General features: G+C 73.5%; 9 protein-coding genes. 4 read left to right on the top strand and 5 right to left on the bottom strand.

Annotated features, from left to right (window positions below):
* Nucleotides 1-92 precede the first annotated feature (92 nt).
* From HNR12_RS23570 to HNR12_RS23560, 3 genes are all read right to left on the bottom strand, one after another.
* A complete protein-coding gene (locus tag HNR12_RS23570) occupies nt 93-1,514 on the bottom strand; it encodes an aldehyde dehydrogenase family protein (protein ID WP_179769614.1) in 1,422 nt (473 codons plus the stop codon).
* A gap of 210 nt (nt 1,515-1,724) precedes the next feature.
* Nucleotides 1,725-1,883, bottom strand: coding sequence for a hypothetical protein (locus HNR12_RS23565; RefSeq protein ID WP_179769613.1), 159 nt, complete (start codon nt 1,881-1,883; stop codon nt 1,725-1,727).
* 161 nt (nt 1,884-2,044) lie between these two features.
* A complete protein-coding gene (locus HNR12_RS23560; RefSeq protein WP_179769612.1) occupies nt 2,045-2,692 on the bottom strand; it encodes a mycothiol-dependent nitroreductase Rv2466c family protein in 648 nt (215 codons plus the stop codon).
* 280 nt (nt 2,693-2,972) lie between these two features.
* Between HNR12_RS23560 and pepN the strand changes: the two genes are divergently transcribed.
* Nucleotides 2,973-5,522 (top strand): aminopeptidase N, encoded by a 2,550-nt coding sequence (gene pepN, locus HNR12_RS23555; protein ID WP_179769611.1) that lies wholly within the window; start codon nt 2,973-2,975, stop codon nt 5,520-5,522.
* A gap of 797 nt (nt 5,523-6,319) precedes the next feature.
* Here pepN and malQ read toward each other — a convergent pair.
* Nucleotides 6,320-8,524 (bottom strand): 4-alpha-glucanotransferase, encoded by a 2,205-nt coding sequence (gene malQ, locus HNR12_RS23550; protein ID WP_179769610.1) that lies wholly within the window; start codon nt 8,522-8,524, stop codon nt 6,320-6,322.
* A gap of 157 nt (nt 8,525-8,681) precedes the next feature.
* Here malQ and HNR12_RS23545 point away from each other — a divergent pair, with 157 nt between their 5' ends.
* On the top strand, nt 8,682-10,136 hold the full coding sequence (locus tag HNR12_RS23545; RefSeq protein ID WP_218902028.1) for an MFS transporter: 1,455 nt from the start codon (nt 8,682-8,684) through the stop codon (nt 10,134-10,136).
* On the opposite strand, the gene HNR12_RS23540 is transcribed toward HNR12_RS23545, so the two are convergent.
* Nucleotides 10,057-11,481 (bottom strand): amidase, encoded by a 1,425-nt coding sequence (locus HNR12_RS23540; RefSeq protein WP_179769609.1) that lies wholly within the window; start codon nt 11,479-11,481, stop codon nt 10,057-10,059. The two genes, HNR12_RS23545 and HNR12_RS23540, sit on opposite strands and share 80 nt — an antisense overlap.
* A gap of 363 nt (nt 11,482-11,844) precedes the next feature.
* On the opposite strand from HNR12_RS23540, the gene HNR12_RS23535 reads away from it, so the two are divergent.
* The gene (locus HNR12_RS23535) at nt 11,845-12,489 is read left to right on the top strand and encodes a nuclease-related domain-containing protein (protein ID WP_246425161.1); all 645 of its coding nucleotides are present in this window, start codon (nt 11,845-11,847) and stop codon (nt 12,487-12,489) included.
* A gap of 236 nt (nt 12,490-12,725) precedes the next feature.
* Complete coding sequence (ilvD, locus tag HNR12_RS23530; protein ID WP_179769607.1) at nt 12,726-14,588, top strand: dihydroxy-acid dehydratase; 1,863 nt, start codon at nt 12,726-12,728, stop codon at nt 14,586-14,588.
* The last annotated feature ends 17 nt before the right edge of the window (nt 14,589-14,605 follow it).

Raw genomic sequence — 14,605 nt, 5'->3', positions numbered from 1 at the left:
CGGGTATCGGGGTACGGACACGGCGCGGGCGCACCACGCCACTGCACGCCGATCCTGCCATACGTCCGCGCGTGCCCCGCGCCGGGGCGGCGCTAGCGCTGGATGCCCTTGATCTCGCAGAACTCCTCGATGCCGGGCAGGCCCCACTCGCGGCCCACGCCGGACTGCTTGTAGCCGCCGAAGGGCAGCAGGGGCTGCGTGCGGGCGCCGTTGACCTGGACCTGGCCGGCGCGCAGGCGCCGGGCCACGCGCAGCGCGCGGTCGGGGTCGCCCGACCACACCGCGGCGGCCAGTCCGTAGTCGGTGTCGTTGGCGATGGCCACGGCCTCGTCCTCGGTGTCGTAGGGGATGAGCGCGACCACGGGGCCGAAGATCTCCTCACGCGCGATACGCATGCCGTTGTCGACGTCGGCGAAGACGGTCGGGCGGACGTAGTAGCCGCGCTCGCGCCCGGCGGGGGGCTCGGAGCCGCCCACGACGATGCGGGCGCCCTCCTTGACCCCGGTGTCGATGTAGTCGCGCACCCGGTCCAATTGGGCGCGCGAGACCAGCGGGCCCATGCGCACGCCCTCCTCGAAGGGGTCGCCCGGCTCGAACCGGGACGCGGCCTCGGCGGCCAGCCGCTGGGCCTCGGCGTAGTGGTCGCGGTGCACGAGCATGCGGGTGAGGGCGTTGCAGCTCTGCCCGGTGTTGCGCATGACGTCGGCGACCCCGGCGGCCACGGCGGCGGTGAGGTCGGCGTCGGGCAGGATCACGTTGGGCGACTTGCCGCCGAGTTCCAGGGCGACCTTCTTGACGGTGGCGGCGCCGACCTCGGCGACCCGCTTCCCGGCGCGGCCCGAACCGGTGAAGGACACCATGTCCACGCCGGGGTGGGCGGCGACGGCCTCGCCCACGACCGGGCCGGTGCCCGAGACGAGGTTGAACACGCCCGGCGGCAGGCCGGCGTCGTGCAGGGCCTCGGTGAGGGCGTAGGCGGCGAGCGGGGCGACCTCGGTGGGCTTGAGCACCACGGTGTTGCCGACAGCCATGGCCGGCACGGCCTTCAGCACGATCTGGTGGAGGGGGTAGTTCCAGGGGGTGATGGCGCCGACGACGCCGAAGGGCTCGCGGACGACGAGGGAGTCGCCGACCGGTTCGCCGCCGAACAGCCGCTCGTGGTGGGTGTCGAGGAGGTCCAGGAAGGTCTGGAACATCAGCAGCGGGAACCCGGTCTGCACGCCGTTGGCGAACCGCAGGGGGGCGCCCATGTCGGTGGCGATGGCGGCGGCGATGTCGGTGGAGCGCTGCCGCAGCAGCTCCAGCGCGCGGGCGAGGACGGCGCGGCGCTGGGGGTAGGGCAGGGCGGACCAGGCGGGGAAGGCCGCACGGGCGGCGTCGACCGCGCGGTCGACGTCGGCGGGGTCGCCGGCCGGGACGGAGTCGACGACCTCCTCCGTGGCGGGGTTGACGACGTCGATGGCGGCGCTCGACACCGACTCGGTCCAGGTGCCGTTGAGGTAAAGGGATCGCATAGGAACCACGTTCCCAGAACGGGATTCTATTACTCCGCCGAACCCCGGAAGTGGGGCGGACCGGGACACCCGATCGGGGTGGCGGTGGGTGCGGCGGGCGGGACCGGCCGCAAGGGCCGCCACGGACGCGGCGCGGGCGCGGCGCGGGCGCACGGAAAGGGGGACGGCCCTGCCTCGCCGGGCCGTCCCCGCCTCCCGGAGGCCGCCGGACTACCAGTGCGGCGGGCGCTCCTCCAGCAGCCGTTCGATGTTGTTGTCGCGGTCGGGGTCGCCCCAGCCCGGCCCGCGCTCGTCGCTGGTGGTGTCGGGCAGGATCTCCAGCCCGTCCTCGAAGAGGTCGACCGGGCGGTCGTCCTCGGGTCCGCTCATCGCTGCCGCCTTCCTTGCGTGCTCTGCCTGCCCGTTTCTACCGGTGGCCGCGCCCCTGTGTCCGGTGGCCGCGCCCCGTGTCGCGGTGCGCGGCGGTGCGGCGGCGCGCCGCCGCGGCGCTCCGCCGCCGGCCGGACGCGGCACGACGGCCGGGCCAAGCCCTAGGGCCGCCCGGCCTCGTCGTCGAAGACGGGTTCGCGCGTGCGGCTGCGCTTCAGCTCGAAGAAGCCGTCGGTGCCGGCGACCAGCCGCACACCGTCCCACAGCCGGCCCGCGGCCTCGCCCTTGGGCGCGGGCGAGACGACCGGGCCGAAGAACGACATGCCCTCGACCGAGATCACCGGGGTGCCGACGTCGTAGCCCACACGGTCCATGCCGTCGTGGTGGGAGCGGCGCAGCGCCTCGTCGAACTCGTCGGTGCGGGCCGCCTCGGCGAGGTCCTCGGGGAGTCCCGCCTCGCGCAGCGCCGCCCGGACGGTGTCGTCGGAGCGCGGCTCCTTCCGATTGTGCAGGCGGGTGCCCAGTGCCGTGTAGAGGGGGCCCAGAACGTCGGACCCGAACCGCTGCTCGGCGGCGATGGCCACCCGCACCGGTCCCCACGCGTCGTCCAGCAGCGCGCGGTAGTCGTCGGGGAGGTCGCGCCCCTCGTTGAGGACGCTGAGGCTCATCACGTGCCAGCGCGGCGTGATCGGCCGCACCTTCTCGACCTCCAGCAGCCACCGCGAGGCCATCCACGCCCACGGGCACACCGGGTCGAACCAGAAGTCGACGGGGACGACGTCGCCGTCCCGCTCCTCGCCAGCACTCACGTGCGTCTCCTTTTCGATCCTCGCTGGTCGCCGCGGCGGCGGCCGCCGGGGGGGCACGCGCCGCGGCGCGGCGGCCTCCACCGCCGGCATGCCGCGGCCAAGGGCCCGGCCCGCACCCTGCTGCAACCTTCGCGCCGGGTTCCGCATTCCGGCGCCGGGCGTGGCAGGATCGGACCGGCAAAGCATTGCACCCCCTGCGCAGGTCCCGGCGGCAACGCGGCTGTTCGCGGGGGACGACAGCGATAGAGGCCGACGAGGACGCCGGCCCGAAGGGAGCGACGTGGCGGGCAACCTGACACGCGACGAGGCGCGCGAACGCGCGCGCATCCTCAGCGTGGGCTCCTACACCGTGGAGCTGGACCTCACGGCAGGCGACCAGACCTTCCCCTCCCAGACGGTGGTGGAGTTCGAGTGCGCCGAGCCGGGCGCCGAGACGTTCATCGACCTGGTGGCGCCCTCGGTGTCCTCCGTGGTGCTCAACGGCGAGGAGCTGGACCCGGCCGAGGTGTTCGACGGCGGCCGCATCCGGCTGCCCGGCCTCAAGGCGCGCAACGAGCTGCGGGTGCTGGCCGAGTGCGCCTACATGCGCACCGGCGAGGGCCTGCACCGGTTCGTCGACCCGGTCGACGGCGGCACCTACCTCTACACGCAGTTCGAGACGGCCGACGCGCACCGCATGTACGCGTGCTTCGACCAGCCCGACCTCAAGGCGACGTTCGAGCTGACCGTGTTCGCGCCCGCCGACTTCCAGGTGGTGTCCAACAGCGCCCCCGACGTGGCGGGCACGGCGGTGGAGGACCCGGCCGGGCCGAAGTCGCGCTGGCACTTCCCGGCGACCAAGCCGATGTCGACCTACATCACCGCGCTGATCGCCGGCCCCTACCACGTGGTCCGCGACGAGCACGACGGGATCCCGCTGGGCGTCTACTGCCGGGCCTCGCTGGCCGAGCACCTCGACGCCGACGCGATCCTCGAGGTCACCAAGCAGGGCTTCGACTTCTACCACCGGCTGTTCGGGGTGCGGTACCCGTTCGGCAAGTACGACCAGCTGTTCGTGCCGGAGTTCAACGCCGGGGCGATGGAGAACGCCGGCGCGGTGACCTTCCTGGAGGACTACGTCTTCCGCTCCCGGGTCACCGACGCCCGCTACGAGCGCCGCGCCGAGACCATCCTGCACGAGATGGCGCACATGTGGTTCGGCGACCTGGTCACCATGCGCTGGTGGGACGACCTGTGGCTGAACGAGTCGTTCGCGACCTTCGCCAGCGTCTACTGCCAGGCGCAGGCCACCAAGTGGACCGACGCCTGGACCACCTTCGCCAACATCGAGAAGGCGTGGGCGCTGCGCCAGGACCAGCTCCCCTCCACCCACCCCATCGCCGCCGACATCCCCGACATGCAGGCGGTGGAGGTCAACTTCGACGGCATCACCTACGCCAAGGGCGCCTCGGTGCTCAAGCAGCTGGTGGCCTACGTGGGTGTGGACGCCTTCTTCGCGGGCGTGCGGGCCTACTTCGCCGAGCACGCGTGGGGCAACACCGAGCTGTCGGACCTGTTGCGCCACCTGGAGGCCGCCTCCGGGCGGGACCTGTCGGCGTGGTCGCGGGAGTGGCTGGAGACCGCCGGCGTCAACACGATGCGACCGGAGTTCGAGGTCGGCGAGGACGGCGCTTTCACGTCCTTCGCGGTGCTTCAGCAGGCGGCCGAGGACTACCCGACGCTGCGCTCGCACCGGCTGGCGATCGGCCTCTACGACCGCACCGACAAGGGGATCGTGCGGCGCCACCGGGTCGAGCTGGACGTGTCGGGGCCGCGCACGGAGGTGCCGGAGCTGGTCGGCCAGGCCCAGCCGGACCTCATGCTGATCAACGACGACGACCTCACCTTCACCAAGATCCGGCTGGACGAGCGCTCGCTGCGCACCGTGGTGGAGGGCGCGGGCGACATCACCGAGTCGCTGCCGCGGGCGCTGTGCTTCGCCGCCGCCTGGGACATGACCCGCGACGCTGAGATGGCGGCCCGCGACTACGTCAAGCTCGTCGTGTCGGGCATCGGCGGGGTCAGCGACGTGGCGGTGGTGCAGATGCTGCTGCGCCAGGCCGTCTCGGCGCTGCACAACTACACCGACCCCGCCTGGCGCGAGACCGGCTTCGACCTGGTCGCCGGACGCCTGCGCGACCTGCTGACCGCCGCCGAGCCGGGCGGCGACCTGCAGCTCGCCTACGCCCACGGCTTCGCCGACGCGGCCGTGAGCAACGAGCACCTGTCGCTGCTGCAGGGCCTCTACGACGGCGCGATCACGGTCGACGGGCTCACCATCGACACCGACCTGCGCTGGACCCTGCTCCGCCGGCTGGTGGCGGCCGGGCGCGCCGACGAGAAGGAGATCGCGGCCGAGCTGGACCTCGACCCCACCGCCACGGGCGAGCGCCAGGCGGCGGCCTGCCGGGCGGCGATCCCCACCTCCGAGGCCAAGGCCGCGGCGTGGGACCGCATCGTCTCGGGCAGCATGGCCAACGCCGAGTTCCGCGCCACCCTGGCCGGGTTCACCGAGCCCGGCCAGCGCGAGCTGTACCGGCCCTACGTGGACCGCTACTTCGACCAGCTCGAAAAGGCGTGGCGCGACTGGACCGGCGAGTTCGCCCAGACCTTCGCGGAGATGGCCTACCCCAGCCACCTCATCGAGGAGGAGACGATCGCGCGGACCGAGTCCTACATCGCCGACCGGTCCCCCGCCCCGGCCCTGCGCCGCCTGCTGGTGGAGGGCGAGGCGGGCGTCCGCCGCGCCCTGGAGGCCCGCCGCCGGGACGCCGAGGCGGCGGCTGAGTAGAGCACGGCTCGACCGCTGAGGGCCTGGGCCGGTGGCCGACCGTTCGGTCGGCCACCGGCCCGAAGCCTGTTCCGAGGGGGGACGGCCGAGGGCGGCGGATGCCAAGGCTCGCGGTCACCGGTGCTCCGGGCGCATGGCCAAGGTCCGCGACGGGGCGGCGACGGCAGCGAGCGGCCGGGGCAGGCGGCCTTGGGGATCGAGGCGGGGGGCGCGGGCTCAAACGAGGCGGCGGGAGCGGGGGTGTTCCCGGGTTGGGGAAGACCGGCCCCCGCCAGTCCTGATTCGGGTGGGCCCGGCACGCCGGACCGCCCGAATTGTCGTCAATGCACCCTCGGCCGTCTCGTCATATGAGACACAGAGGCGTCTTTCACGAGGATCTAGCATTCTCGACACTCGTTTCGGCGAAAAACCATGACTCACCGCTTCAAGAAACGGACATAGGACCCAAAATGGGTGGCCATATGCGAGAGTCATCTCACATCATGGACAAACAGCGGCCTTTCACGCCGGAAGGCCGGCCTTTTCCCGCCCAACACAGAGGACAATGCGGACAATAGGCCGCAAATGTCTTAGTTGAAAGTAGACCTGTTGCGGGTTCTGGTCGCCCGCCCCCTCGAAAGAGCGATCCCACCTGCGGAGCGGGCGCCGGACCGGGCGGCGCCCAACCGGCCGACCCAGCCGGCGCGCACCCCTCGATAGCCCGTTGCCAAACGAAAAGCGCTTGCCCGACCGCCCACGTCACGGCCGCAACCACACTCCCCCGGAACCGACTGTTCGCCCGGCTCAGGTGAGTGACGCTACATCTCCAGTCCGGTCTCCAGCTCCGAACTCAACCGCAGCCCCGGCTCCGCCTCCCCCGACCGGGAATCCGCCCCGGCCCCTGCCGCAGATCCCGCCTCGGTTCCGGTCCCCGCGCCCGGCCCCCTCCCCGCCTCCGCGTCGGTGCTCGCCCCCGGCCCTCTGTACGCGGGGTCGGTCAGAGGGCGGAGCACGCGGCGGGCGGTCTCGGCCAGGCGGGGGTCGGCGATCAGTTCGTCCAGCAGGACGGGTTCGCCCTCGGCGCTGGTCAGCGGGATGCGCCAGTTGGGGTAGGCGTCGCTCGTCCCCGGCTGGTTCTGCATGCGGCGGTCGCCGACCACGTCCGTCAGCGCCACGCCGATCAGCCTGGCCGGGGTCTGGGCGAGGTAGGCGTGCAGGGCCGTCACCACCGTCGCGGGCTCGGAAAGCGGGTCCACGCCGGGGTCCAGCAGTCCCAGGCCCACCAGGCGGTCGCGCCAGGCGGCCACGGCCGCCTCGGCGTCGGCGCGCTCGTCGGCCGCCGGGCGGCTCAGCAGTCCCAGCCGGTCGCGCAGCTCGACGTGCTCGGCGGACAAGTAGGAGGCCACCGGCGGCAGGTCGTGGGTGGCGACCGTGGCCAGGCAGTCGGCGCGCCACTCCTCGGGTCGGCGGGGGCTGCCGTCGTCGCGGCGCTCGAACCACAGCACCGAGGTGCCCAGCACGCCGCGCTCGCCCAGGTGGTCGCGCACCCACGGCTCGACCGTGCCCAGGTCCTCGCCGATGACGGCGGCGCCGTGGGCCTGGGCAGCCAGCAGCAGGCTGCCGACCATGCCCTCGTGGTCGTAGCGCACGTAGGTGCCCTCCGCCGGGGACGCCCCCTCGGGCACCCACCACAGCCGGAACAGCCCCATGATGTGGTCCATCCGTACGCCGCCGGCGTGCCGCAGCACCTGCCCGAGGACCTGGCGGAAGGGGTCGTAGCCCAGTTCGGCCAGCCGCACCGGGTGCCACGGCGGCTGGCCCCAGTCCTGGCCCTGCTGGTTGAACTCGTCGGGCGGGGCGCCCACGCTCACGCCCGGCGCGATGGCGTCGCCGAACATCCAGGCGTCGGCGCCGCCCGGCTGCACGCCGATGGCGAGGTCGTGCACGATCCCGATGGACATGCCGGCCGCGCGGGCGCCCGCCTGCGCCGCCGCCAACTGCTCGTCGAGGACCCACTGGAGCCACCGGTGGAACTCCACGGCGGGCCAGCGGCGCAGCGCCTCGGTGCCGACGGCGTGCGCGCGGACGTCGCGCAGCTCGAACGGCCAGGCGCGGTAGTCGCGCCCGTGCTCCTCGGCCAGCGCGCACCAGGTGGCGAACTCCACCAGCGAGGCGCCCTCGCGCTCCAGGTACGCCTGGAAGGCGGCCTCGCGCGCGGGCGGGCGCGGCACCGCGAACAGCATGCCCAGCGCCGTCCGCTTGGCCTCCCAGATGGCGTCGCGGTCGAGCAGGTCGGCGGTGCGGGCGTGCTCGCGCAGCGGGCGGGCCAGGCGCTGGATGGTCTCGCGCTGCGTGGGCTCCAGGGCGGCGTACTCGGGGATGTCCTCGATGCGGATGGACAGGGCCCCGGCGTAGCGGCGGCTCACCGGCAGGTAGGGCGAGGGCTCGACGGGCGTGACGGGCTCGGTGGCGTGCAGCGGGTTGACGATGGTGAAGTCCGCGCCGAGGTCGCGCGCGCTCCAGTCGGCGAGTTCGGCGAGGTCGCGCAGGTCGCCCATGCCCCACGAGGCGCGGGAGCGCACCGAGTAGAGCTGCGCCATCAGCCCCCAGACGCGGCCGTGCTCGGCCACGGGCGGCAGGCGGTCGGGCACCACCAGCAGGGGCGCCTGCTGGCGCACGGCACCGTGCTCGACGTGCAGGGTGTGGACTCCCAGCGGAAGCTGGGGGCCGGGTTCGGCCCAGCCGCCGCCCGCTTTCTCGACCCAGCAGCGGGAGCCGTCGGGCAGCGGGATCTGGGGGGTGCGCCCCGCGCGGGTGACCACGCAGGGCGGCAGCAGCCGGGTGGCCTGGTCGGCCCAGTGGGCCTCCAGGGCCGCGCGCGGCCCCGACGCGTCGACGCCGAGGGACCCCAGCACGTGGCGGAGCGTGTCGACGGCGACGGGCACGCGGCGGCCGCGCCAGTCCTCGTAGGTCGTCGCGACACCGTACTCTTCGGCCAGCCGGGCCAGGTCCGCATCACTCACAGATACTGATAATGCCGTACGGGAACGTTCCGTGGCGGGTGCGCCATGCCCGCGTGGCGCCGCCGACCGCGACACACCCGTTTTCGGACTGTCCACCGCCCCCTAAACCGGAAATATCCCTTATCGCTATTCCGGGCTGTTCTGTACGATTCGGTCAATGCAGCCAGCCCAGCCCGACCCGCCGCAGGAGCCGACGCGACCGGCAGAGGCGGCGCAGGCGGCGCCGACGGGCGCGGCGCGGTCCGTGCTCGACTCCTACCGCCGCCTCTTCGCGATCCCCCACGTTCCCGGCCTGCTCTTCTGGTCGCTGTTCGCGCGGGTGCACATCGGCGGCCTGCCGATCGCCGTCACGTTCCTGGTGGCCGGGTGGACCGGCTCCTACGCCCTCTCGGGGCTGGTGGCGGGCGGGCTGACGGTGGGCACGGCGCTGGCCGGGCCGATCCGGGGCCGCATGTCCGACCTCCGCGCCAAGGACCGGCTGCTCACGTCCTCGGCACTCTGCTACGGAGCGGGTCTGGCCGTGCTGGCGCTACTGCCGGGGGCGCTGTGGTGGGTCGCGCTGCCGCTGGCCCTGGCCACCGGCCTGTTCCTGCCCCCGGCCAACCAGATCGCCCGCGCCATCTGGCCGCGCGTCACCTCCGGCCCGACCCGCCAGACCATGTACGCGGCCGAGGCGACGCTGCAGGAGCTGCTGTTCATCGTCGGCCCCCTGCTGGCGGCGGCCGTCGTCGGCCTGACCAACGGGCGCGTCGGCGTGGCGGTCATGGCGGTGCTGTCGGTGGTGGGCGCCCTGGGGTTCGCCTGGTCGCTGCGCCGCGCCGGCCTGGCGGCGCCCGAGTCCCCCGAGGCCGGCACCGGCGCGCCCGCCGGTCCCCGGCGCACCCTGCTGCTGGACCCCCGGATTCTGCTGATCCTGCTGATGTCCATGCTGATGGTGGCCGGACTGGGCGGGGTGGACCTCACCTCGGTCGCCTGGTCCCGGGAACTGGGCACGCCCGGCTACGCCGGAGCGCTGATGGCGGTGTACGCGGCCGGCTCGGCCGTAGGCGGGCTGCTGGCGGGCACGTTCCCCGGCCGCCCCCGCCTGGCCCGGCGGGCGTTCGCCGCCGCGGCGGGCCCGCTGCTGCTGGTGCCGCTGCTGCCGCCGGTCTTCCACCTGCCCTCGCCGTGGCTGATCACGCCGGTGCTGTTCGTGGCCGGGCTGGGCATCGCGCCCACGATCGCCGCGGTCACCGAGCGGGTGGGCGAGATCGCGCCGGCGCACCGGCGCGGCGAGGCCTACGGCTGGCTGTCCTCGGCGATCACCGGCGGCATCTCGGTCGCGGCGCCGCTGACCGGCTGGCTGATCGACCTCGGGGGCGCGGCGGCCGGGGCCGCGGGCTCCGCGGCCTTGGCGGTGGCCGCGGCCCTGGTGGCGCCGGCCCTGCGCCACGGTGCCGCGGGCGGCCCGGCAGCCGCGGACCCCCCGGCGGCCCTGGACGCCCCCGCCGTACCGGGGGTCCCGGCCGTTCCGGACGCCGGAGCCGACGCGCCTACTCCGCCCAGATCGGCGGTTGGCGACCCGCCCACGGGCGCGCCGCCTCCAGCTGAGCCGACAGGGCGAGCAGAGTAGGCTCGCCGCCCGGCCGGCCGCTGAGCATGGCGCCGATGGGCAGGCCCTCGGCGCTCCAGTGCAGCGGCACGCTGACCGAGGGCTGGCCGGTGATGTTGAACAGCGAGGTGAACGGCGTGAACGCGGTCATCCGCCGGAACTCCTCCTCCGGGTCGGCGCCGAAGTGGCCCACCGGCACCGGCGGCAGTGCCAGGGTGGGGGTGAGCACGGCGTCGTAGGGCAGCATCCGCTGCAGCGCCGTCCGCATGGCGCCCTGGAGCCGGGCCGTGGCGCCCATGTAGGCCGCGATCGAGGAGTCGGCGGCGCGCTGCCGCAGCCACCGGGTGAGCGGGCGCAGCCGGTGCTCGTCCTCGGGCCGCACCGGGTTGGCCGCCGCCATGGCCGCCCACACCAGGCTGAAGTCCTCGACGGTGTCGGCGCCGTAGGGGGCGTCGATGTCCTCGACGTCGTGGCCGAGGTCGATGAGCAGCTTGGTGGCGGCCTCGTGGGCGGCCGCGACCTCGGGGTCGATCCGCAGGCCGGGCACCGGCGCGGTGCCGAACCGGGCGATGCGCAGGCGGCCGGGGTCGCGCAGCGCGTAGCCCAGGAAGGTCTCGCCGGCGGGCAGCGCGGGAGCGGTGTAGTAGTCGCCGGGGCGGTTGACGGAGATGATGTCGAGGATGAGCGCGGCGTCGGCGACCGTGCGGGCGATGGGCCCGGAGGTGGACAGTCCGATGTAGTCGGGCTTGAGCGGCCCGGAGGTCACCCGGCCGCGCGTGGGCTTGAGGCCGAACAGCCCGCAGGCGCTCGCCGGGATCCGGATGGAGCCGCCGCCGTCGCCGGCGTGGGCCACCGGCGCGAACCCGGCGGCCACCGCCGCCGCGGCGCCGCCGCTGGAGCCGCCGGCCGAGCGGGTGAGGTCCCAGGGGGTGCGGGCCGGCGGGGCGATGTCGTTCTCGGTGTGGCAGGGCAGCCCGAACTCGGGGGTGTTGGTCTTGCCGGTGATCACCGCTCCGGCCGCGCGCAGCTCGGCCACCACGTCGCAGTCGGTGCCGGCGACGCGGTCGGCGTGGACGGCCGAGCCGGAGGTGTGGCGCAGCCCGGCCACGGGTTCGAGGTCCTTGACGGGCACGGGCACGCCCAGGAGCGGCGGGGGCTCGCCCGGGGTGGCCGAGAGCGCCTCGCGCTCGGCGGCGCGGGCCTGCTCGCGGGCGGTGTCGGCGGCGACGGTGATGAAGGCGCCGACCTGGTGGTCCAGGCGCGCGATGCGGTCGAGGTAGTGCTCGGTGATCTCGACGGGGGACACCTCGCGGCGCCGGACGGCCTCAGCCTGCTGGACCGCGGTGAGGTCGTGAATCTCGGCCATGGGCAGGAAGGGTAGTCCAAACGGGTGTCAGGACGGTCCGCGAGGGGGATCTCTCTAGAGAACCCTGGCAAAGATATGCCTTCCCGGCGGGCAACCCTGTGGACACCGTGATAACGCCGTTTATGGCGGGCAAGTAAAGTGTGAGATTCAATGTACTAGGACTCGCATATGGATCGAACTACTCTTTCCAGCGTGCAACCGGCAAGCAGAGTCAACGGCGCCCCCGCCGACACTGCCCAGCAGCAGAAACGCGGCGGCTCGCCCTTCAGTATCTCCCGCACCGCGAATTCACGCGGTTCCCAGGGCTCCAATGGAGCAGCCCGAAAAACATACGGCGCGCTGGCCTCCGCCACGGGGCGGCGCATGCTCATCCGCGGGGCGGTCGCCGTCGCGGTGGGCGTGGCCGCCGGCCTCCTCACAGCCGACTGGCGCATCGGCGCCACCCTGGGCATCGGCACGCTCGTCGCCTTCGTGGTCCACGCCTCGCGCCGCTACTCCGAGGTTCCGCGCTGGCGCCGGCCCAACGCCGCCCAGCGCCGCACCGAGGCCCAGCTGCGCCTGATGAAGCGGCTGGGCTACCGCGTGCTGCACGCGCGCGGGATCCCCGGCGGCAACGGCCAGATCGACCACTTCGTGGTCGGCCGGCGCGGCGCGTTCGCCATCGACTCCGAGTCGTGGGACAAGCGGCTCCCGCTGCGCAACAAGCTGGAGAAGCTCTACCACGGCAAGTTCTCCAAGAACGAGCGCATCGACGAGGCGCTTGAGGAGGCCCGCACCGCCCAGAAGCTGATCAGCGAGCGCCTCGGCCGCGAGATCGACATCCGGGCGTCGCTGGCCATCTACGGCCCGAGCATGCCCTGGGACAGCCACAACCTGCGCGGTGTCGACGTGATCACCGGCACCAAGGTCCGCAAGTGGCTGCGCAGCGGCAAGTCCCAGAACCTCAGCGAGAAGGAGATCGAGGAGATCTACAAGGCGGCCGAGGAGGTGCTGCCCGCCCGGTACTAAGCGGTGGGGGCACCCCGCCACCGCCCACCGGCACTCCGGCGCGCGGCCCGGCCCCGGGCCGCCGCACCCCCTTCGGCCCCTCTCCCCCGTCCAGGCGATGGGCGGCCCACCGCCGCCCATCTCACTATGCGGACATCCGGTCTTCCGGGTCGAGACACGGACAGGTCCGCCGCAGCGCTACCATCGAACGAGAACCACACGTCTTCCACGCCTCCCGGCGTCGATGGGAGCACCCCATGCCCGCGCTGCGCTCACGAACGGTCACCCACGGCAGGAACATGGCGGGCGCGCGCGCCCTTATGCGCGCCTCCGGTGTCGAACGCGAGGACTTCGGCAAGCCCATCGTGGCCATCGCCAACAGCTTCACCCAGTTCGTCCCCGGCCACGTCCACCTCCGCGAGGTCGCCGACGTGGTGGCCGCCGCCGTGCGCGAGGCCGGCGGGGTGCCGCGCGAGTTCAACACCATCGCGGTGGACGACGGCATCGCCATGGGACACGGCGGCATGCTGTACTCCCTGCCCAGCCGCGAGCTGATCGCCGACGCGGTGGAGTACATGGTCAACGCCCACTGCGCCGACGCGCTGGTGTGCGTCTCCAACTGCGACAAGATCACCCCGGGCATGCTGCTGGCCGCGATGCGGCTGAACATCCCCACGGTGTTCGTCTCGGGCGGGCCCATGGAGGCCGGCAAGGTCACCGTGGTCAACGGCAACGCCACCACGGTCCGCAAGCTCGACCTGATCGACTCCATGATCGCCTCGGCCGACGAGTCGGTCTCCCAGGAGGAACTGGACGCCATCGAGGAGGCCGCCTGCCCCACCTGCGGCTCCTGCTCGGGCATGTTCACCGCCAACTCGATGAACTGCCTGACCGAGGCCCTGGGCCTGGCGCTGCCGGGCAACGGCACGGTCCTGGCCACCCACGTGGCGCGCAAGCGGCTGCACGAGGACGCCGGCCGCCTGGTGGTCGACGTCGCCCGGCGCTACTACGACGAGGACGACTCCTCGGTCCTGCCGCTGTCGATCGCCACCCCCGCCGCGTTCGCCAACGCCATGGCGCTGGACATCGCCATGGGCGGGTCCACCAACACCATCCTGCACCTGCTGGCGGCGGCCACCGAGGCCGGCGTCAAGTACGGCCTGCCCGAGATCGACGAGCTGTCGCGCCGGGTGCCGTGCCTGTGCAAGGTCGCGCCCAACAGCGCCAAGTACCACATCGAGGACGTGCACCGGGCGGGCGGGATCCCCGCCCTGCTGGGCGAGCTGGCCCGCGGCGGCCTGCTGGACACCTCGGTGCCCACCGTCCACGGCGCCACGCTGGGCGAGTACCTCGCCAAGTGGGACATCGCCGCCGACACCTGCACCGACGACGCCCGCGAGCTGTTCCACGCGGCGCCCGGCGGCAAGCGCACCACCCAGGCCTACTCCCAGGACACCCGCTGGGAGTCCCTCGACACCGACCGCGCCGAGGGCTGCATCCGCGACATCGAGCACGCCTACACCGCCGACGGCGGCCTGGCGGTGCTCTACGGCAACCTCGCGCCCGACGGCGCCATCGTCAAGACCGCCGGCGTCAACGAGGAGCTGCACACCTTCACCGGCCCGGCCAAGGTGTTCGAGAGCCAGGAGGACGCCGTCGACGGCATCCTCAACAAGAGTGTGCAGCCCGGCGACGTGGTCGTCATCCGCTACGAGGGCCCCAAGGGCGGTCCCGGCATGCAGGAGATGCTCTACCCCACGAGCTTCCTCAAGGGCCGCGGCCTGGGCAAGGCGTGCGCGCTGGTCACCGACGGCCGGTTCTCCGGCGGGACCTCGGGGCTGAGCATCGGGCACGCCTCACCCGAGGCCGCCCAGGGCGGCGACATCGCGCTGGTGCGCGACGGCGACACCGTGGTGATCGACATCCCCAACCGGGTGCTGCGCCTGGACGTCGCCGACGACGAGCTTGAGGCCCGCCGCGCCGCCCTGCTGGCGGAGCTGGGCGGGTTCCGTCCGCGCGACCGGCAGCGGCCGGTGTCGGCGGCGCTGCGCGCCTACGCGGCCATGGCGACGTCGGCCTCCACCGGCGCGGCCCGCGACGTGTCGCAGGTGGAGCGCTAGCCCGGCGCGGCCCACGC

The sequence above is a fragment of the Streptomonospora nanhaiensis genome, from assembly GCF_013410565.1.
GTDB lineage: Bacteria > Actinomycetota > Actinomycetes > Streptosporangiales > Streptosporangiaceae > Streptomonospora > Streptomonospora nanhaiensis.
Note: the sequence above shows the minus strand (reverse complement) of the source record. Positions and strands in the feature narration are given on the sequence as shown.